This is a genomic window from Citrobacter braakii, assembly GCF_002075345.1.
Lineage (GTDB): Bacteria > Pseudomonadota > Gammaproteobacteria > Enterobacterales > Enterobacteriaceae > Citrobacter > Citrobacter braakii.
Genome location: NZ_NAEW01000003.1, coordinates 289,817 through 309,330 on the forward strand (window position 1 = coordinate 289,817; position 19,514 = coordinate 309,330).

A 19,514-nucleotide genomic window follows, 5' to 3' on the forward strand; every position below is an offset into this window, starting at 1 on the left:
GCGAAATTGTGGCTGAAATGCAGGGCGCATAGTGTACTGCTTTGGCGCGGTTGTGACCAGTATGACGGATGTCAGCCTCAAGGGGTAAAAAATCCTGTAAACTTACACAATACATGTAACAGGATAATTGACCATGACAAATCAACCAACGGAAATTGCCATTGTCGGTGGGGGGATGGTCGGCGGCGCGCTGGCGCTAGGACTGGCGCAGCATGGATTTACGGTAACGGTCATTGAACATGCCGTTCCCGCGCCGTTTGTGGCTGACGGACAGCCAGATGTCAGAATTTCGGCTATCAGCTCCGCCTCCGTGTCGTTGCTAAAAGGGCTGGGCGTCTGGGATACGGTTCAGGGGATGCGCAGCCACCCTTACCGTCGTCTGGAAACGTGGGAATGGGAAAATGCCCATGTGATGTTTGATGCCGCCGAGCTTAAGCTGCCCTTGCTGGGCTATATGGTGGAAAACACAGTCCTGCAACAGGCGCTCTGGCAGGCTCTGGACGTTCACCCCAAAGTCACGCTGCGCGTGCCTGCGTCGCTGATCTCTCTGCATCAACATAACGATCGGCATGAGCTTGAGCTGGCTGGTGGCGAAAAAATCAGCGCGAAGCTGGTCATCGGCGCCGATGGCGCAAATTCTCAGGTGCGGAAAATGGCCGGGATTGGTATCCATGCCTGGCAATATGCGCAGTCCTGTATGTTGATAACCGTACAATGCGAGAATTCTCCGGGAGACAGCACCTGGCAGCAATTCACCCCTGACGGTCCGCGCGCATTTTTACCGCTGTTTGATAACTGGGCCTCGCTGGTGTGGTACGACTCACCGGCGCGTATCCGTCAGTTGCAAGGTTTGAATATGTCGCAACTGCAGGCGGAGATCGCCAAACATTTCCCATCGCGACTCGGTAACGTTACGCCTGTGGCAGCGGGGGCATTCCCGCTAACGCGCCGTCACGCGCTGCAATATGTGCAGCCAGGACTGGCGCTGGTGGGTGACGCCGCGCATACCATTCATCCGCTGGCGGGGCAGGGCGTTAATTTGGGGTTCCGTGATGTGGATGCGCTGATTGACGTGCTGGTGAATGCGCGCAGCTACGGTGAGTCCTGGGCAAGTCAGCCGGTGCTGAAGCGCTATCAGAACCGTCGCATGACTGACAATTTCATCATGCAAAGCGGCATGGATCTGTTCTACGCAGGATTTAGCAACAACCTGCAGCCGCTGCGTATCATGCGTAATCTTGGGCTAATGGCCGCAGAGCGCGCCGGCGTGCTGAAACGCCAGGCACTCAAGTACGCGTTAGGATTGTAATTCAGACAGGCCTACAGAGAACGTTGTAGGCCTGGTAAGCGTAGTGCCATCAGATAATAAATGCAGAAAAGCAAAAAGCTCGCCGAAGCGAGCTTTTTTAATATGGCTGGGGTACGAGGATTCGAACCTCGGAATGCTGGTATCAGAAACCAGAGCCTTACCGCTTGGCGATACCCCAACGGGCGCATCCACAGAATGGACGACTTTTTGAAATTGGCTGGGGTACGAGGATTCGAACCTCGGAATGCTGGTATCAGAAACCAGAGCCTTACCGCTTGGCGATACCCCAACAATTTTTTGGATTTACCGAACGAGTCGATACGTCCTTAATATGGTGGCTACGACGGGATTCGAACCTGTGACCCCATCATTATGAGTGATGTGCTCTAACCAGCTGAGCTACGTAGCCAGATATTATCATATTCTTCGATGGCTGGGGTACCTGGATTCGAACCAGGGAATGCCGGTATCAAAAACCGGTGCCTTACCGCTTGGCGATACCCCAATGACCGTTGCGGTGAACCGCTACATCGAAGAAAAAATGGCTGGGGTACCTGGATTCGAACCAGGGAATGCCGGTATCAAAAACCGGTGCCTTACCGCTTGGCGATACCCCATCCGTGCAACGCTTACGGGTGAATGGTGCGGGAGGCGAGACTTGAACTCGCACACCTTGCGGCGCCAGAACCTAAATCTGGTGCGTCTACCAATTTCGCCACTCCCGCAAAAAAGATGGTGGCTACGACGGGATTCGAACCTGTGACCCCATCATTATGAGTGATGTGCTCTAACCAGCTGAGCTACGTAGCCATCTTTTTTTCGCGTAACCTTATCGGCGTTGCGGGGCGCATTATGCGTATTGAGCCTTGAAGCGTCAACCCCTTTTTCATTGAAAATAGCTGGAATGTGACTGTTTGGTTAGGTTGCGAACAGCATGACGCAATATTCGGCAATTATTAGTTATTAATTGTTTTTTTGCACAGAAAATAGACATAAAAAAGAGCCCCGCAGGGCCCTTTTCTAAGGATTAACTTATTTATAAGCGGACTGATGTACGCCAACCGCACGACCAGAAGGATCGTTCATGGTTTTAAACGCCTCATCCCATTCGATTGCTTTGGCAGAAGAACAGGCAACAGACGGCCCGCCAGGCACACATTCCGCAGCGCTCGCAACCGGGAACAGCTCTTCGAAAATCTCACGGTACAAATACGCTTCTTTAGATGATGGCGTGTTGTAAGGGAAACGGAAGCTGGCGGTTTCCAGTTGTTGGTCAGAAACTTGCTCAGCGGCCACCTCTTTCAGGGTATCAATCCAACTGTAACCGACACCATCGGAGAACTGCTCTTTCTGGCGCCATGCAACGCTTGCTGGCAGGTAGGATTCAAAACATTCACGCAGAACATGTTTTTCCATTTTGCCGTTGCCGCACATTTTGTCCTGCGGGTTGATGCGCATCGCCACATCAAGGAATTTCTTATCCAGGAAGGGCACGCGAGCTTCCACTCCCCAGGCCGACATAGCTTTGTTGGCACGGGCACAGTCGAACATATGCAGCGCCTGCAGCTTACGCACGGTCTCTTCGTGCAGCTCTTTTGCATCTGGTGCTTTGTGGAAATAGAGATAGCCGCCAAATACTTCGTCAGAACCTTCGCCCGACAGCACCATTTTAATGCCCATCGCTTTAATTTTACGCGACATTAAGTACATCGGGGTCGAGGCGCGAATCGTCGTAACATCGTAAGTTTCGATGTGATAAATCACGTCGCGGATAGCATCCAAACCTTCCTGCACGGTGAAGTGGATCTCATGGTGTACAGTACCCAGATGGTTCGCCACCTCTTGCGCGGCTTTCAGGTCCGGTGCGCCTTCCAGGCCTACGGCGAAGGAGTGCAACTGCGGCCACCAGGCTTCGCTACGCTCCTGATCTTCAACACGACGCGCGGCGTATTTTTTGGTGATTGCGGAAATGACGGATGAATCCAGACCGCCGGACAGCAATACACCATAAGGAACATCTGACATCAGGTGGCTTTTCACTGCATCTTCCAGTGCCTGACGCAACTCGTTTTTATCGGTAACGTTGTCTTTTACCGCATCGTATTCAAACCAGTCGCGCTGATAGTACTGACGAATTTCGCCGTCTTTACTCCATAAATAGCTACCGGCCGGGAATTCTTTGATCGTGCGACACACGGGAACCAGGGCTTTCATTTCAGACGCAACGTAGAAGTTACCGTGTTCGTCGTAACCCATATACAGCGGGATGATCCCGATATGATCGCGACCGATCAGGTAAGCGTCCTGCTCGCTGTCGTACAGAGCAAAAGCAAACATGCCTTGCAGGTCATCCAGAAACTCTGGGCCTTTTTCCTGATACAGCGCAAGGATAACTTCGCAGTCGGAACCGGTCTGGAACTGATAGCGATCGCCGTATTCAGCGCGCAGCGCCTGATGGTTATAAATTTCACCGTTAACCGCCAGGATATGCGTTTTCTTCACGTTGTACAGCGGCTGAGCACCGGCGTTGACGTCGACGATGGACAGACGTTCGTGCGCCAGAATGGCGTTATCACTGGCGTAAATACCCGACCAGTCCGGGCCGCGATGGCGCATCAGACGAGACAATTCCAGGGCTTTTTTACGCAGTTCAACTGCGTCAGTTTTAATATCGAATACGCCAAAAATAGAACACATAACCTTCTCCGTTAACCTGTTGCGTGATGCTTTTTATGTTTGCTTGATAAAGAAAATGCCGCAAAGCTGGAGAGGGCGCAAGTGAATTACGGGTCAGAAAATAAAAAACGCAATGGTCATTGTGGATTGGTGAAAAAAGATTACAGAATAGACGGGTTTATTAATGAATCGATAATTTTATGGCGGTTTTATTAAATGGAAGAACTTCTTCTGGCCGGATATGACGCGGGGGCGTCTTATCCGGCTTACGCATCAAATCACATCAATTTCTGCAACGGACGGGTAAATCCAGCTTGGTCTGAACGGCATGCTGTCAATGTCGTCGAGCGTCGAAACGCCAGACAATACCAGGATGGTCTCGAGACCCGCCTGGAAGCCCGCCAGAATATCGGTACGCAGGTTGTCGCCAACGATAACGGTCTCTTCCGAATGCGCCTGCATTTTGTTGAGCGCCGCGCGAATAATCCACGGGCTGGGTTTGCCCACATAAAACGGCTTGCGGCCAGAGATTTTTTCGATACCGGCGCACAGCGCACCACAGGCGGGATAAAAGCCGCGTCCGTGAGTATCCGGGTTTGTGGCGATGAAACGCGCGCCGTTGGCCACAAAATATGCTGCTTTATGCATCATGTCCCAGTTATAGGATCGCGTCTCGCCAACAATCACAAAATCGGGGTTCACGTCAGTAATAGTAAACCCGGCTTTATACAGCTCGTGAATTAACGCACCTTCACCTACCACGTAGGCCTTTTTCCCTTCCTGGCGGCGAAGAAAATCAGCGGTAGCCATGGCGGAAGTATAAAAGACGCTATCAGGGACATTCACACCCGCGGTGGCGAAGCGGTTTGCCAAATCCTGCCCGGTCTGTGAAGGATAGTTAGTCAGCAAAACTAACGGCAGGCCTTTTTCCAGGATCCCAGTCAGAAATTCTGCCGCACCCGGTACGGCAACATTGTCGTGCATCAGCACGCCGTCGATATCACAAATTACATTCTTAATGGCCATGGACAATCCGACATCAAAAAAAGAAGGCATTACTATACACAAAATACACTAAATCATTCGAGTTGCATCAAGGCGGCAAGTCTGAGAACCCCGGAAGCTTACTGAAGTAAGTGACTGGGGTGAGCAGATGCAGCTTGGTATTAGCTTTCCAGCAAACGTTGCAGCAATGTACCGTTGAGCATCGCACGCTTCACCAGCGCAAAGGCGCCAATAGCTGAACGGTGATCCAGCGTGGAACGAACCACCGGTAAATTGTGGCGAAACGCTTTCAACGCCTGCGTGTTGATACAGCTTTCTATAGCAGGCAGCAGCACTTTATCAGCCTCGGTAATTTCGCCCGCAATGACGATTTTTTGTGGGTTAAACAGGTTGATGGCGATGGCGATGGTTTTACCCAGGTGACGACCAACGTGCTCAATGACTTCTGATGCCAGGTTATCGCCTTTATTAGCCGCCTTACAGATGGCTTTAATGCCGCAATCATCCAGCGTGAGTCGGCTTGGATAACCCTGTTTCAATAAGTTCTGCACGCGGTGTTCAATAGAGGCATTAGCGGCAATTGTTTCCAGACAGCCGAAATTACCGCAGTGACAGCGCTCACCCAGCGGCTCTACCTGAATATGGCCAATCTCACCCACGTTGCCATTGCGACCAATAAAAATTCGGCCATTGGAGATGATTCCCGCCCCGGTTCCGCGGTGAACACGCACCAAAATGGAGTCCTCGCAATCCTGGCTTGCCCCGAAATAGTGCTCGGCCAGCGCCAGACTGCGAATATCGTGACCGACAAAGCAGGTGACCTTAAAGCGTTTTTCGAGTGCTTCGACCAGCCCCCAGTTTTCGACCTGAATGTGCGGCATATAGCGGATGACGCCGCTTTCAGGATCAACAAGGCCTGGCAGAATGACGGAAATCGCAACCAGCTCGCGGATTTTCCGCTGGCAGTTCTCAATAAAGGTGGCAATGGTGTTGAGCAGCGCATACTCCAGCGTTTCCTGGGTGCGCTCCGGGAGGGGATAATGCTCTTCAGCGACCACTTTACTGCTCATATCATAGAGCGTGAGCGTAGTATCGTGGCGGCCCAGGCGTACGCCAATCGCGTGGAAATTGCGGGTTTCGGTGACGATAGAGATAGCGCGGCGGCCCCCGGTGGAGGCCTGCTGATCGACTTCTTTGATTAGCCCGCGTTCAATCAATTGACGCGTAATTTTCGTTACGCTGGCGGGGGCAAGCTGGCTTTGCTCGGCAATTTGAATTCGCGAGATTGGCCCATGCTGGTCAATCAGGCGATAAACCGCCGCGCTGTTAAGCTGTTTTACGAGATCAACATTACCTATTTGAGCTTGTCCGCCTGGTGTCATTCTTTCTCTTACTCAGTAACGACCTCGTTGCCATTAACGATGGTCTTGATAATTTTAAAGTCGTGCGTGAACGCAGTCAGGTTGGCTACTTTGCCTGGCGCGATGCTGCCGAGTTGTTTGTCGACGCCAATGGCGCGAGCAGGGTAGAGCGTTGCCATACGTAAGACTTCGTCGAGAGCGATATTCGCATGTTCGACCAGATTGCGTACGCCTTCAATCATGGTTAATGATGAGCCGCTCAGTGTACCGTTCTCATCAACGCACAATCCATTACGGTAGTATATTGTTTTACCAGCGAAAATGAACTGTTCAATGTTTGCACCTGCTGGTGCGGTTGCGTCGGTGACCAAGCACAGCTTGTCGCCTTTCAGGCGTTTGGCATTACGAATGTTAACGTAATCAACGTGGAGGCCATCGGCGATGATGCCGCAGTAGATATCGGCTTCATCAAGAATAGCGCCCGCCAGACCAGGTTCGCGGCCGGTAATGTACGGCATCGCGTTAAACAGATGCGTCGCAAAGGTGATGCCTGCGCGGAACCCGATTTTTGCTTCTTTTACCGTTGCATTTGAGTGACCCGCAGAAACCACAATACCCGCATTCACCAGTTTGGTAATGACCTCTACCGGGACCATTTCTGGCGCCAGCGTTACTTTGGTGATCACATCGGCATTATTGCACAGGAAATCAACCAGCGCAGCGTCCGGTTGACGGACAAATCCCGGATTATGGGTGCCTTTTTTCACCAGATTCAGCCACGGACCTTCCAGATGAAGCCCTAGTGCCTGATTCGGGTGTTTCGCCAGGTATTCACGCATGACGCGAACGCCTTGTTTCATCAGGTCATCGCTGGTGGTGATAAGCGTTGGCAGGTAGCTGGTGCAGCCAGATTTTTCATTGGCTTTCTGCATGATTTCCAGCGTTTCAACAGTCACGGCTTCTGCCGTATCGTTAAACTGTACGCCGCCGCAGCCGTTTAGCTGTACATCGATAAAACCGGGGGAAACAATGGCCCCATTCAGTGAGCGCTGTTCAATTCCTGACGGTAACTCAGCCAGTGGGCAAACGCTGTCAATCAGGCCATTGGCGACAACAATCGCATGGTCATCAAGAATTTCGTGACCGGTAAAAATCCGGCCCTGGGTTAAAGCATACATTCCGACCCCCGATTTCAAAAAATGCCGCCCTGCAACTTATCGACAGGGCGGAGACATCAATTACAGACCTTTAATATTTTCCGCTTCTAACTCGTTAAAGTATTTCAGCGTCTTCACTTTCAGTTCCATGGTGGAAGGCTCATCGCAGACCACAACGGCTTTCGGATGCAGCTGCAGACAGCTGATGGTCCACATATGGTTAACGTTGCCTTCAACGGCGGCTTGCAGCGCCTGCGCTTTCTGGTGGCCCAGTACCAGGATCATCACTTCTTCGGCATCCAGCAGGGTGCCCACGCCAACGGTCAGCGCATATTTAGGCACCTGGCTTACGTCGCCGTCAAAGAAGCGTGAGTTCGCAACACGCGTGTCGTGAGTCAGCGTTTTGATGCGGGTACGGGAAGCCAAAGAAGAGGCTGGTTCGTTGAACGCGATGTGACCATCGTTGCCTACGCCGCCCATAAACAGGTGGATTTTACCGTAAGAACGGATTTTCTCTTCATACTGACGGCATTCTGCATCAATATCCGGTGCGTTACCATTGAGGAGGTTGATGTTTTCTGCTGGAATATCAACGTGATCAAAGAAGTTGCGATGCATGAAGCTATGGTAGCTTTCCGGATGCTCTTTCGGCAGGCCAACATATTCGTCCATATTGAACGTCACAACATGCTTGAAGCTTACCTGGCCCGCTTTGTGCATTTCAACCAATGCTTTGTAGGCTGTCAGCGGAGTACCGCCAGTCGGCAGGCCCAAAACGAACGGACGATCAGCCGTTGGTTTGAACGCGTTAATACGGTTAACGATATGGCGAGCAGCCCATTTGCCGACTTGTTCAGCGGTATTCAGGGGGATCAGTCTCATTCTTCACCTCAAAAGTAAATGTAAGCAATTGGCGGATTGAGTCTCTGTGCAGTATTAAGCGTAACCTGGTTTTGCATCGGTAAGGATCAATCCGTTTCGATTTTTTGAATGATAAAATAAGTTTTCGTAGTTAGCCAGTGGAAGGGAGGGTTAATAACGATATTTGGTGACTGGAATCACAAAAAACACGCATTTAATTTGCGATACGAATTAAATTTTCACACACTCTGAATGTAGATGAATGGTTAATATTGTTGTTCCAGAATCTTGCTGTCAGGAATGGTCGCACAATAAAAATATGGCTTCAAAGAAGCCTAATCGGGGTCTCGTAGGGGGAATAAAATGAATATTTTAGGTTTTTTCCAGCGGCTGGGTAGGGCGTTACAGCTCCCCATCGCTGTGCTGCCAGTCGCGGCACTGCTGCTGCGATTCGGCCAACCAGATTTACTTAACGTACCCTTCATCGCGCAAGCGGGTGGGGCCATCTTTGATAACCTGGCGTTAATTTTCGCTATCGGTGTGGCTTCCAGCTGGTCAAAAGACAGCGCGGGTGCTGCAGCGCTGGCGGGTGCGGTCGGTTATTTCATATTGACCAAAGCAATGGTTACCATTAACCCGGCCATCAACATGGGCGTGCTGGCAGGTATCATCACTGGTCTGGTCGGCGGTGCGGTATATAACCGTTGGTCTGGTATCAAACTACCTGACTTCCTGAGCTTCTTTGGCGGCAAACGCTTCGTGCCGATCGCCACTGGCTTCTTCTGTCTGGTGCTGGCTGCTATCTTCGGCTACGTGTGGCCGCCGGTGCAGAACGCCATCCATGCGGGAGGTGAGTGGATCGTGGGCGCTGGCGCGCTGGGTTCCGGTATCTTTGGTTTCATCAACCGTCTGCTGATCCCAACCGGTCTGCATCAGGTGCTGAACACCATCGCCTGGTTCCAGATTGGTGAATTCACTAACGCTGCAGGTACCGTATTCCACGGTGACATCAACCGCTTCTACGCGGGTGACGGCACTGCGGGTATGTTTATGTCTGGCTTCTTCCCGATCATGATGTTTGGTCTGCCGGGTGCGGCGCTGGCAATGTACTTCGCCGCTCCGAAAGCACGTCGTCCGATGGTTGGCGGTATGCTGCTGTCCGTTGCGATCACCGCGTTCCTGACCGGTGTTACCGAGCCGCTGGAATTCCTGTTCATGTTCCTGGCGCCATTGCTGTACCTCCTGCACGCACTGTTAACGGGTATCAGCCTGTTCGTTGCAACACTGCTGGGGATCCACGCGGGCTTCTCCTTCTCCGCAGGTGCTATCGACTACGTGTTGATGTACAACCTGCCGGCGGCGAGTCAGAACGTCTGGATGCTAGTCGTGATGGGTCTGGTGTTCTTCGTCATTTACTTTGTGTTGTTCAGCGCGGTTATTCGTATGTTTAACCTGAAAACGCCGGGCCGTGAAGATAAAGAAGACGATATCGTTACTGAAGAAGCGAACAGCAACACTGAAGAAGGTCTGGCTCAACTGGCAACCAACTACATTGCAGCAGTTGGCGGTACCGATAACCTGAAAGCGATTGATGCCTGTATCACTCGTCTGCGTCTGACCGTTGCCGACTCCGGTCGCGTAAATGATGCGATGTGTAAACGTTTAGGCGCATCTGGAGTGGTTAAGCTGAACAAGCAAACTATCCAGGTCATCGTGGGTGCGAAGGCCGAATCTATCGGCGACGAAATGAAGAAAGTTGTCGCGCGTGGCCCGGTGGCTGCAGCGTCTGGTGAAAGTGCGCCAGCAGCAGCGGCTCCAGTTGCTAAACCGCAAGCTGTAGCGAACGCTGTAACCGTTGAAACTTTAGTTTCTCCGATTACCGGTGACGTGGTTGCGCTGGAGCAGGTGCCTGATGAAGCCTTCGCCAGCAAAGCTGTAGGCGACGGCGTGGCGGTGAAGCCAACGGATAAAATCGTGGTTGCTCCGGCTGCCGGCACCATCGTGAAAATCTTCAACACTAACCATGCGTTCTGTCTGGAAACCGTTAAAGGCGCGGAAATCGTGGTCCACATGGGTATCGATACAGTAGCGCTGGAAGGTAAAGGCTTTAAGCGTCTGGTTGAAGAAGGTGCGGAAGTGACTGCAGGTCAACCGATTCTGGAAATGGATCTGGAGTTCCTGAACGCTAACGCACGTTCCATGATTAGCCCGGTTGTGTGCAGCAACAGCGATGATTTCGGTGCTCTGGTCATTAAAGCCGAAGGTCATGTGGTTGCTGGTCAAACACCACTGTATGAGATTAAAGGTAAATAACTGCTCCTGAGTAAAGTGAGTTAAGTGCCTTAAGCGGCGGGGGATATTCCTCCGCCGCTTTTTTTTGCAGCAAATACCCTCATATATCCTGTTGAAACACCTTTTTTGTGCAACTAATAGTTGTCTCCTGACGTCGCTTATAAGATCATGTTCCGTTATACGTTGTTTACGCTTTGAGGAATCCACGATGAGTGAGGCTGAAGCCCGCCCGAGTAACTTTATTCGTCAGATCATCGATGAAGATCTGGCCAGTGGTAAGCACACCACTATCCATACACGTTTTCCGCCGGAGCCAAATGGCTATCTGCACATTGGCCACGCGAAATCCATTTGTCTGAACTTTGGCATTGCGCAAGATTACCAGGGCCAGTGCAACCTGCGTTTTGATGATACGAACCCGGTTAAAGAAGATATCGAGTACGTTGAGTCGATTAAAAACGACGTTGAATGGTTAGGTTTCCACTGGACTGGCGATATTCGCTACTCTTCGGATTACTTCGATCAGCTTCACGCCTATGCGGTTGAACTTATTAATAAAGGCCTGGCGTACGTTGATGAACTGTCAGCGGAGGAGATCCGCGAATACCGCGGCACTCTGACGCAGCCGGGTAAAAACAGCCCGTTCCGCGATCGTAGCGTCGAAGAGAACCTGGCACTGTTCGAAAAAATGCGTACCGGTGGTTTTGAAGAAGGTAAAGCCTGCCTGCGCGCGAAAATCGATATGGCTTCGCCGTTTATCGTGATGCGTGATCCGGTGCTGTACCGTATTAAGTTCGCCGAACACCACCAGACCGGCAACAAGTGGTGCATCTACCCGATGTACGATTTTACCCACTGCATCAGCGATGCGCTGGAAGGCATTACGCATTCACTGTGTACGCTGGAGTTCCAGGATAACCGTCGTTTGTACGACTGGGTGCTGGACAACATCACCATTCCGGTTCACCCGCGCCAGTACGAATTCTCGCGCCTGAATCTGGAATACACCGTGATGTCCAAGCGTAAGCTGAACCTGCTGGTGACCGACAAGCACGTTGAAGGCTGGGACGATCCGCGTATGCCGACGATTTCTGGCCTGCGTCGTCGTGGTTATACTGCTGCCGCTATTCGTGAGTTCTGCAAACGCATTGGCGTGACCAAGCAGGATAACACCATTGAGATTGCTTCTCTGGAGTCCTGCATTCGCGAAGATCTGAACGAAAACGCCCCGCGCGCGATGGCAGTTATCGATCCGGTGAAACTGGTTATCGAAAACTACCCGCAGGGCGAAAGCGAGCTGGTTACCATGCCTAACCATCCGAACAAACCGGAAATGGGCAGCCGTGAAGTGCCGTTTAGCGGTGAAATTTGGATCGATCGCGCAGACTTCCGCGAAGAAGCGAACAAGCAGTACAAGCGTCTGGTGATGGGCAAAGAAGTACGTCTGCGCAATGCTTACGTGATCAAGGCTGAACGTGTAGAGAAAGATGCAGAAGGGAATATCACCACCATTTTCTGCACCTACGATGCCGACACCCTGAGCAAAGATCCGGCTGATGGTCGTAAAGTAAAAGGTGTTATTCACTGGGTGAGCGCGTCCCATGCGCTGCCGATTGAAATCCGTTTGTACGATCGTCTGTTTAGCGTGCCAAACCCAGGTGCGGCGGAAGACTTCCTGTCCGTTATCAACCCGGAATCGCTGGTCATTAAGCAGGGCTACGGTGAGCCGTCACTGCAGGCTGCGATTGCAGGTAAAGCGTTCCAGTTTGAGCGTGAAGGCTATTTCTGCCTGGACAGCCGCTATGCAACGGCTGACAAGCTGGTATTTAACCGCACTGTAGGTCTGCGCGATACGTGGGCTAAAGTCGGCGAGTAATTGCTGTCACACTGCCTCAAACGCCGCCAACGCGACGTTTGAGGCGGATTTTTCTGTTTTACTTATGCCGCATTAACGCCTGAACCCGCTGCTGGCTGCGTTCCAGCACCACCGATGTCTCCTGCTTACCCACCGTCGCCTGATTGACCATTTCACTGAGGATCATGGAGCCGGTAATATCCCCCATCCGCGTAAAGTTCTTCTCGCCGACCGATCCAAAGACCTGCATATTCGGGTACTGGGCAATCAGCTGTTCAGGGAGAGTTCCAAAGACTTTGACGGCAGGGTTGTCCTTCCAGCTGACGTTTTGCGCGGCGGCCTTCGTTACTGGCAGCATCGCCCCCGGCGACATCAATACCCAGTCAGCCGCGTTCTGCGCCTGTCCCATAAAGCTGACAAATTTTTCGGCGGCTTTCGTTTCTGCCTCAGTCTGACCGGCTGTGAGCGTTAATGATGTGATAACGCCAAATACGGCAGGTGATTTTTCGCTCGGCACGACAAAGCCTAAATCCGCCAGTGAACCATCCTGATAAATCGCTGGCAGGATGTAGGTCGAATAGACCGCCATCGGCGCGGTGCCGTTCATAAAGGCGTCTTTGATCTCTGTTACGTTGTTCGAGCCAGGCATGGTATAGCGGGCCAGTTCGCGATAATAGTTCAGCGAGGCCTGCATTTCCGCTGAGTTAACCGTGATGTCGCCGTTTGCGTTGAACACATTGGCACCGTTTGAAAGTGCGAACTGGGAGAAGGTTTGTTCGCTCATGACGCTTTCAGCCGTCGGCAGCGCGATGCCATATTTTTTACTGGTGCTGTCGGTCAGCCTGCGTGCCGCTTCCAGCAGCTGCGTCCAGTTTTTGGGTTCGTCGATTCCTGCTTTAGCCAGTACCGATTTCCGATACCAGACTCCCTGTAGCCAGGCGCTGATCGGCACGCCGGTATAGGCCGTTCCGTCTTCGGTACGAACAATACGCAGCACGCCGTCGTAGAAGGCGCTTTCGCCTTGCCTGTCGATCAGCGTTTTCACCGCTTTGTGGTCGATAAGCTGCTCTTTATCCATGACTTTGGCATAGTCATGGCTGACCTCGACGACTTCCGGCAGTGATCCTGAGCGGGCAAGGGTAATGATTTTGGTATTATAGGCATCCTCTTCTACGGGAACCTGCTTCACAATAATATCCGGATTCTCTTGCTGAAAGCGGTTAATGATCCCGGCAATGACAGTCTGGCGCTCCTGCTCAACGGCGGAGTGCATAAATTCGATGCTCACCTGCTGCGGTTTATCCTCACAGCCTGAAAGCAAAACGGCGGTCATCAGCGCCAGCATTGTTTTTGATATGTTCATTTTTAATCCCTTGTTGTCGTCCATTTCCGTTGATTAACAACTGGCGCTGATATGGATAGCGTCCGTCGACAGCGCACCCGCACAAATCAGTAAACCGATCCCGCCATCCATCAAGGCTTCGCGTTCAGCGTCCTCCACGCGCAGCGTTTTACCGTCAACGGTCGCGGAGATAATCTGCCCGTTGACGCTGATATCGAACGACACAGGGCGCTCGTACACGTCGGACAAAGCCGCTTCTGCCAGAACTTTGGTGCTGGTGTCGCGCACGCGGACGATCTGTAATTTTCCGTCGCGCAGGATGCGCGCGGCGTAATAGCGCCTCATCCCCTGCACCCGAAAAGCCAGACCGCCGTACTCCCCTGAATGCAGCGTAATGTCACTCTGAACGCGGTAGTTATCCCACTGCCGCGTTCCGTGAATAATCAATCCCTCGTCGTACTCTTTGGAGATGCGAAAGCTGGTGGGATAGTGGCGTGAAAAGAGATCCACGCCGTTTACCCAGGCTCGCCACCAGAAATTATTTTCCCCTGTGGGTTTACGCAGGGTCAGCTCAGGTGCGCCGTCCCAGCGCATACTGTCGATGAGCAGGCGACCGCGGGCAACGCGGGCATCGGTGCTGATTGTTACGCCAATCTCGCCGATTGGTTGGCCCTGGCAGTCCGGGAGATCCAACGCCAGCGTTAGCGATTCACCCGGGGCTATACTCTGCGCGTCGCCGTACTGGGGCGTCAGCTGATTGTTGTCATCATAAACCCGGTAGCAGAGCCGCACGTTTAACGCGGATGTGTTATCCGGTGGCGCAATTAGGGTGGCCTGAAGACGCTGGCCTGGGTAGATAAGTGGGGTAGCCATTAAATCGTAGCTGCGCATTTCCACGATTTCAGGCGGGGTAAAGGTTTGCGTGGTCACGCTGGCGTGAAGTCCGGGCGCAAGATGGCGATAGTGCAGACTCAACATCTGCCGCCCCAGGTGTGCCTCATTCTTAACCTCAACCGCGGCCGCATTTTCTTCATTAAGCCAGCGGAAACCCTGCACGCTGCCCGGTAGTGAGAAATGGTACTGCGCGCCGGATTTTTTGGCTTCAGGGCGCGGCAGACCGGCAATCTGGTGTCCCAGCCCGACCAGGTAATCGGTGATCCGCACGGCGTTGTTTATGGAGAACCCCCCGTCGGCTGAGGAGATCAGCATTCTGTCCGCCAGCGGCCCGCGCCAGTCCGGGCCTGCGTCAATACCCTGGAGTCCCAGCATAATGCCGGACAGACAGCCGACATTCCCCGCATTGCAGTCGGTGTCCCATCCTGACGTATTGACAATGCACTGGGCCTGCTGGAAGTCGTCCGGCGCGTAAAGGATCGCCATAATCATCAGCGCATGATTAGGAATGATGTGGCAATTGCTGGGATATTTGTGATAGCCATAGTTGTCGTCGATTCGCTGGCGGGTCGTCTGCCAGTCGTTATCTTCCCGTCGCCAGCGACGGATATCGCCAACCAGCTGGGCTATTTGCGACTCTGCCGGGATCACGGATAGTCCAACGTCAATAAGCTGTTCGATCTCCTGGCAGATAAAGGCCTGTGATTCCATCGCCGCCCAGAGCATAGCGGCATACACCGCTTCACCGTCATGGCTCACGCTGGCGGCATTTTTGGCAAGTTCTGCCGCCAGACGGGGTTGTCCCGGTGCGACAAGCGCCCAGCTATCAATAAAGATTTGTGCGCCAATCTGTTCGGCAATCGTTTTCCCGTTGGTCGCAATGGCTCCGCTTAGCGGAGCCGGAATGCCTTTTTTGAGATTCAGCCAGGCGGTGTGTTCCGTCGAATTACCGTTGCCGCCCCACCAGAGAATGGTGCGCTTATCAATGATGTAATTAAGCCAGCAGTGCCCCATCTGTTCCGCGCTCAGATCCGGCGGCAGGGCATAATCTTCCAGTGCGCGGATAAAGGTAAAGGTTCCGGCGACATCATCGTCGGTGACAACCAGCGGACGGTTAAATTTTTCGTGGACGTAATACTGGATCGGCCCCAGCTCCTGCATAATTTTTTCGTAGGTCCACCCTTCGAAAGGGCGGCCAAGGTAGACGCCGATTAATTTCCCTAACACCCCTGCATAAACGCGCGACTCATAATCTGAAGGCAATTCCATCTGTTTGATCCTTGTGTGGTTTTTTATCAGCCGTTCAGGCGGATTCTCTTTTTACCAGGCCCCAGGGCATTTCTGTGGTGCTGCCCTGGAGCGGCGCGGTGATATCGGTTTGTGTCAGGAGGAGGGCGGCCGCTTTTTGCCCAAGCTGCTCCGGGTACTGGGCGATAGTGGTCAGGGAAGGGGTCACCAGCCCGGCGGCGGGAATATCATCGAACCCCATCACCGCAAGCTGCTCCGGGATCGTGATGCCTTTCTCCCTTGCGGCACGCATCACGCCGATAGCCATTAAATCGTTGGCGGCGAAAATCGCATCCGGGAGCGTGCCGTCATTAATCAGCTGCATCGCGATCTGATAGCCGCTCTGTTCGTTAAAACCTGGCAGAATTTTGATGCGCGGAAGGCGGCCGGCCTGGGTCATCGCCTGGCGATATCCTTCCACTCTGGCAGGCTCAGGACCGCCAGCGCTGGCGATCATCGTGATATTTTGGTGCCCCTGTGCCAGCAGATATTCGACGGCGCTGCGCGCGGCAGCGGCGTTGTCGATATAAACATTATGCAGCGGTAGCGGGCCGCTTTTTTTCATCCTGGCTTCAATACGTGCAATCGGGATCCCTGCCTGAAGATACGGGGCAAAATCTTTCATCCCGACGTTAAAAAATGTCCCTACCACGGCGTCGACCCGCCCCTGCGCTGACCAGCGCAAAAAATGCAGCTCTCTTTCCCGTAATCCATCGGTGCTGGCCACGATCGCATCGTAGTGATACCTATCCGTCACCGACTGGACACCACGGACGAGCGAGGCATAAAAAGGGTTGGCGATATCCGGCACGATGCAGGCGATCGACATGGTTTTATTGGTTTTCAGCGCTTGTGCAAAACGGTTCGGTATATATCCCAGCTGATTAGCCGCTTGCTCAACCCGGATCACTGTCTCCTGTGGGTAGGTGTGATTTCCTTTGGTGAGTACCACGGATACCACCGCCTGTGAAACGCCAGCCAGGGCCGCGACGTCTTTCTGTGTGATGCGTTTTGTCATTTATTTATCAACTTATACGTATAACCTGCATCTTTGAATAATGGGACACCCGGTAGCTGTCAATAAAAACCTTATAAAGTGAGTGTATTTGTGTGGAAAATCCGAGGACGGTCACATCAACGACGGAGAGTGAATTCAGGAGCTCGAACGTTCTGTTTGCAGAGCGAATTAATGACGTTCGAGAATTAATTTGTTTTGCGAATGCAAAGACAATTATTAAGGGTTGAATTATATATATAATAATAAAATTGAAGATATCTATATGTATATAAAGTGTTTTTTCTTGTTTTTGTGACTTTTTTTACTCCCAAAGCAAAATGTAACAGAAAACAAGAAAATATGTGCGGTTGCTCATACTATTACATACTCGTTACAGAAAGAGATTGATAATTCGCGTCGCGAAAAATAGTCTATTCATTGTAGTCACTGAGGTTTTCTCAGCGCTACTTTTTTAATTTTTGTTTTTTCGCTGTCCGCTTTTGTCGGCAGCATTTTATACCCAATGGATTTCGAGTTGTATCAAGGCGGAGACGCAGCGCGTGCGCTGTCCCCGAAGGGGCGAGGCCAAAGGCCGAGTAAAGCCAACACCGATGCAGCTTGAAAAACGAAGGGTTATACGTCAAAGAGGATTAACATATGCGTACGTTTAGTGGCAAACGTAGTACGCTGGCGCTGGCTATCGCCGGTATCACAGCAATGTCGGGTTTCGTTGTCGCTCCCCAGGTACACGCCGAGGGATTTATTGATGACTCAACCTTAACCGGCGGCATCTATTACTGGCAGCGTGAGCGTGACCGTAAAGATGTGACCGATCACGACAAATACAAAACCAACCTTTCTCACTCCACCTGGAACGCTAACCTCGACTTCCAGTCCGGTTATGCGGCTGATATGTTTGGTATTGATATCGCAGCATTTACCGCTATTGAAATGAACGAAAGTAGCGAAAGCGGCCATCCAAACGAAATTGCATTCTCGTCAAAAAATAAAGGCTATGATGAAGATTACTCCGGCGATAAGAGCGGAATTAGCCTTTATAAAGCAGCAGCCAAATTTAAATTCGGCCCAACCTGGGCGCGCGCCGGTTACATTCAACCAACCGGACAGACTCTGTTGGCTCCGCACTGGAGCTTTATGCCAGGTACCTATCAGGGTGCTGAAGCCGGAGCCAACTTCGACTATGGTGATGCTGGTGCACTGAGCTTCTCCTATATGTGGGCCAACGAATATAAAGCACCATGGCACACTGAAGTCGATAAATTCTATCAGGCTGATAAGAAGACCAGCGTAGATTATCTGCACTCAATCGGCGCGAAATATGACTTTAAAAATAACCTGTTGCTGGAAGCCGCATTTGGTCAGTCTGAAGGCTACGTCGATCAGTACTTCGCAAAAGCCAGCTATAAATTCGATTTAGGCGGTAACCCGTTTACCACCAGCTATCAGTTCTACGGCGCGCGCGACAAAGTTGATGATCGCACCGTGAACGATATTTATGACGGTACGGCCTGGCTGCAGGCGCTGACCTTTGGCTACAAAGTGGCGGAAGTGGTTGACCTGCGTCTGGAAGGGACCTGGGTTAAAGCGGACGGGCAGCAGGGGTACTTCCTGCAGCGTATGACCCCGACCTACGCCTCATCAAACGGTCGCCTGGATATCTGGTGGGATAACCGTTCCGACTTCAACGCCAACGGCGAAAAGGCTGTCTTCTTCGGCGCAATGTATGACCTGAAGAACTGGAATTTGCCGGGCTGGGCAGTGGGCGCGTCCTACGTTTACGCATGGGATGCCAAGCCATCAACCTGGCAGATCAATCCGGATGCGTACTACGACAAAAACCGGACTATCGAAGAATCTTCTTACAGCCTGGATGCGGTCTATACCCTGCAAGAGGGGCGTGCGAAGGGCACCATGTTTAAACTGCACTTCACCCAGTACGACAACCATTCAGACATTCCGAGCTGGGGCGGTGGTTACGGCAACATCTTCCAGGATGAGCGCGACGTGAAATTCATCGTTATTGCTCCGTTCACCATCTTCTAATGCCAACAGCGGCAGGCCGGGCGCCTGCCGCATCGTTGAGGAAAGTGCTATGAAAAAACTGATACTCATCGCTGTTATGGCATCCGGGCTGGTGGCTTGCGCGCAATCCCCGGCACCAAAAGAAGACAGTCGTCTGAAAGAAGCCTACAGCGCGTGCATTACTACCGCGCAAGGATCGCCGGAGAAAATCGAAGCCTGCCAAAGCGTGTTGAATGTGCTGAAGAAAGAAAAGCAGCATCAGCAGTTTGCCAATGAAGAAAGCGTACGCGTACTGGATTATCAGCAATGCATCCAGGCTACGCGCACAGGTAATGGTCAGTCCGTTAATGCTGATTGCGACAAGGTCTGGCAGGAAATTCGTAGCAAGAATACTGCGCAGTAAATCGAAAAATGAAACAGACAACGGGCGGAGAG

Annotated in this window: 13 protein-coding genes and 7 tRNA genes; 5 read left to right on the plus strand and 15 right to left on the minus strand. The window is 52.2% G+C overall.

Annotated elements, in window-relative coordinates; all coding sequences use genetic code 11:
- Nucleotides 1–133 precede the first annotated feature (133 nt).
- Entirely contained in the window at nt 134–1,309 is a 1,176-nt protein-coding gene (gene ubiF / locus BZK42_RS08555) for a 3-demethoxyubiquinol 3-hydroxylase (RefSeq protein ID WP_047415148.1), read from the plus strand.
- 103 nt (nt 1,310–1,412) lie between these two features.
- Here the strand turns inward: ubiF and BZK42_RS08560 are convergent.
- The 12 genes from BZK42_RS08560 to nagB form a co-directional block, all read right to left on the minus strand.
- Nucleotides 1,413–1,487, minus strand: a tRNA-Gln gene (locus tag BZK42_RS08560).
- A gap of 36 nt (nt 1,488–1,523) precedes the next feature.
- Nucleotides 1,524–1,598 (minus strand) — tRNA-Gln (locus BZK42_RS08565).
- Nucleotides 1,599–1,641: 43 nt separating this feature from the next.
- A tRNA-Met gene (locus BZK42_RS08570) sits at nt 1,642–1,718 on the minus strand.
- A gap of 21 nt (nt 1,719–1,739) precedes the next feature.
- A tRNA-Gln gene (locus tag BZK42_RS08575) sits at nt 1,740–1,814 on the minus strand.
- A 37-nt stretch (nt 1,815–1,851) separates the two neighbouring features.
- Nucleotides 1,852–1,926, minus strand: a tRNA-Gln gene (locus BZK42_RS08580).
- Nucleotides 1,927–1,949: 23 nt separating this feature from the next.
- A tRNA-Leu gene (locus BZK42_RS08585) sits at nt 1,950–2,034 on the minus strand.
- Between the two features lie 8 nt (nt 2,035–2,042).
- Nucleotides 2,043–2,119: transfer RNA gene (locus BZK42_RS08590), tRNA-Met, on the minus strand.
- Nucleotides 2,120–2,341: 222 nt separating this feature from the next.
- Complete coding sequence (asnB, locus tag BZK42_RS08595) at nt 2,342–4,006, minus strand: asparagine synthase B (RefSeq protein ID WP_003835552.1); 1,665 nt, start codon at nt 4,004–4,006, stop codon at nt 2,342–2,344.
- A 252-nt stretch (nt 4,007–4,258) separates the two neighbouring features.
- On the minus strand, nt 4,259–5,011 hold the full coding sequence (gene nagD, locus BZK42_RS08605; protein WP_005121413.1) for a ribonucleotide monophosphatase NagD: 753 nt from the start codon (nt 5,009–5,011) through the stop codon (nt 4,259–4,261).
- A 140-nt stretch (nt 5,012–5,151) separates the two neighbouring features.
- Nucleotides 5,152–6,372: a DNA-binding transcriptional regulator NagC gene (nagC, locus tag BZK42_RS08610; protein WP_016152247.1), complete on the minus strand. Its 1,221-nt coding sequence runs from the start codon at nt 6,370–6,372 to the stop codon at nt 5,152–5,154.
- Nucleotides 6,373–6,380: 8 nt separating this feature from the next.
- Nucleotides 6,381–7,529: an N-acetylglucosamine-6-phosphate deacetylase gene (nagA, locus tag BZK42_RS08615; RefSeq protein WP_032931096.1), complete on the minus strand. Its 1,149-nt coding sequence runs from the start codon at nt 7,527–7,529 to the stop codon at nt 6,381–6,383.
- Between the two features lie 60 nt (nt 7,530–7,589).
- Nucleotides 7,590–8,390, minus strand: coding sequence for a glucosamine-6-phosphate deaminase (gene nagB / locus BZK42_RS08620; protein WP_003022803.1), 801 nt, complete (start codon nt 8,388–8,390; stop codon nt 7,590–7,592).
- A 342-nt stretch (nt 8,391–8,732) separates the two neighbouring features.
- Here nagB and nagE point away from each other — a divergent pair, with 342 nt between their 5' ends.
- On the plus strand, nt 8,733–10,682 hold the full coding sequence (gene nagE / locus BZK42_RS08625; protein WP_016152249.1) for a PTS N-acetyl glucosamine transporter subunit IIABC: 1,950 nt from the start codon (nt 8,733–8,735) through the stop codon (nt 10,680–10,682).
- A gap of 187 nt (nt 10,683–10,869) precedes the next feature.
- Nucleotides 10,870–12,537 (plus strand): glutamine--tRNA ligase, encoded by a 1,668-nt coding sequence (gene glnS, locus BZK42_RS08630; RefSeq protein WP_016152250.1) that lies wholly within the window; start codon nt 10,870–10,872, stop codon nt 12,535–12,537.
- A gap of 58 nt (nt 12,538–12,595) precedes the next feature.
- On the opposite strand, the gene BZK42_RS08635 is transcribed toward glnS, so the two are convergent.
- The 3 genes from BZK42_RS08635 to BZK42_RS08645 are packed head-to-tail and all read right to left on the minus strand — an operon-like array spanning nt 12,596 to nt 17,057.
- Nucleotides 12,596–13,879, minus strand: a complete 1,284-nt coding sequence (locus BZK42_RS08635) for an ABC transporter substrate-binding protein (protein WP_080859000.1) — start codon at nt 13,877–13,879, stop codon at nt 12,596–12,598.
- 33 nt (nt 13,880–13,912) lie between these two features.
- On the minus strand, nt 13,913–16,021 hold the full coding sequence (locus tag BZK42_RS08640; RefSeq protein WP_080859001.1) for an ADP-ribosylglycohydrolase family protein: 2,109 nt from the start codon (nt 16,019–16,021) through the stop codon (nt 13,913–13,915).
- Nucleotides 16,022–16,055: 34 nt separating this feature from the next.
- Complete coding sequence (locus tag BZK42_RS08645) at nt 16,056–17,057, minus strand: LacI family DNA-binding transcriptional regulator (protein WP_080859002.1); 1,002 nt, start codon at nt 17,055–17,057, stop codon at nt 16,056–16,058.
- A gap of 636 nt (nt 17,058–17,693) precedes the next feature.
- On the opposite strand from BZK42_RS08645, the gene chiP reads away from it, so the two are divergent.
- The gene (chiP, locus tag BZK42_RS08655) at nt 17,694–19,100 is read left to right on the plus strand and encodes a chitoporin ChiP (RefSeq protein WP_016152254.1); all 1,407 of its coding nucleotides are present in this window, start codon (nt 17,694–17,696) and stop codon (nt 19,098–19,100) included.
- A gap of 49 nt (nt 19,101–19,149) precedes the next feature.
- Nucleotides 19,150–19,482, plus strand: a complete 333-nt coding sequence (locus tag BZK42_RS08660) for a ChiQ/YbfN family lipoprotein (protein ID WP_016155980.1) — start codon at nt 19,150–19,152, stop codon at nt 19,480–19,482.
- Nucleotides 19,483–19,514 lie beyond the last annotated feature (32 nt).

Bases quoted from the DNA above. Each gene is read 5' to 3' on its own strand.
- glnS (WP_016152250.1), top strand. From the start codon at position 10,870: ATGAGTGAGGCTGAAGCCCGCCCGAGTAACTTTATTCGTCAGATCATC.
- ubiF (WP_047415148.1), top strand. From the start codon at position 134: ATGACAAATCAACCAACGGAAATTGCCATTGTCGGTGGGGGGATGGTC.
- BZK42_RS08660 (WP_016155980.1), top strand. From the start codon at position 19,150: ATGAAAAAACTGATACTCATCGCTGTTATGGCATCCGGGCTGGTGGCT.
- BZK42_RS08640 (WP_080859001.1), bottom strand. From the start codon at position 16,021: ATGGAATTGCCTTCAGATTATGAGTCGCGCGTTTATGCAGGGGTGTTA.
- nagC (WP_016152247.1), bottom strand. From the start codon at position 6,372: ATGACACCAGGCGGACAAGCTCAAATAGGTAATGTTGATCTCGTAAAA.
- nagA (WP_032931096.1), bottom strand. From the start codon at position 7,529: ATGTATGCTTTAACCCAGGGCCGGATTTTTACCGGTCACGAAATTCTT.
- BZK42_RS08645 (WP_080859002.1), bottom strand. From the start codon at position 17,057: ATGACAAAACGCATCACACAGAAAGACGTCGCGGCCCTGGCTGGCGTT.
- chiP (WP_016152254.1), top strand. From the start codon at position 17,694: ATGCGTACGTTTAGTGGCAAACGTAGTACGCTGGCGCTGGCTATCGCC.
- nagB (WP_003022803.1), bottom strand. From the start codon at position 8,390: ATGAGACTGATCCCCCTGAATACCGCTGAACAAGTCGGCAAATGGGCT.
- BZK42_RS08635 (WP_080859000.1), bottom strand. From the start codon at position 13,879: ATGAACATATCAAAAACAATGCTGGCGCTGATGACCGCCGTTTTGCTT.
- nagD (WP_005121413.1), bottom strand. From the start codon at position 5,011: ATGGCCATTAAGAATGTAATTTGTGATATCGACGGCGTGCTGATGCAC.
- nagE (WP_016152249.1), top strand. From the start codon at position 8,733: ATGAATATTTTAGGTTTTTTCCAGCGGCTGGGTAGGGCGTTACAGCTC.
- asnB (WP_003835552.1), bottom strand. From the start codon at position 4,006: ATGTGTTCTATTTTTGGCGTATTCGATATTAAAACTGACGCAGTTGAA.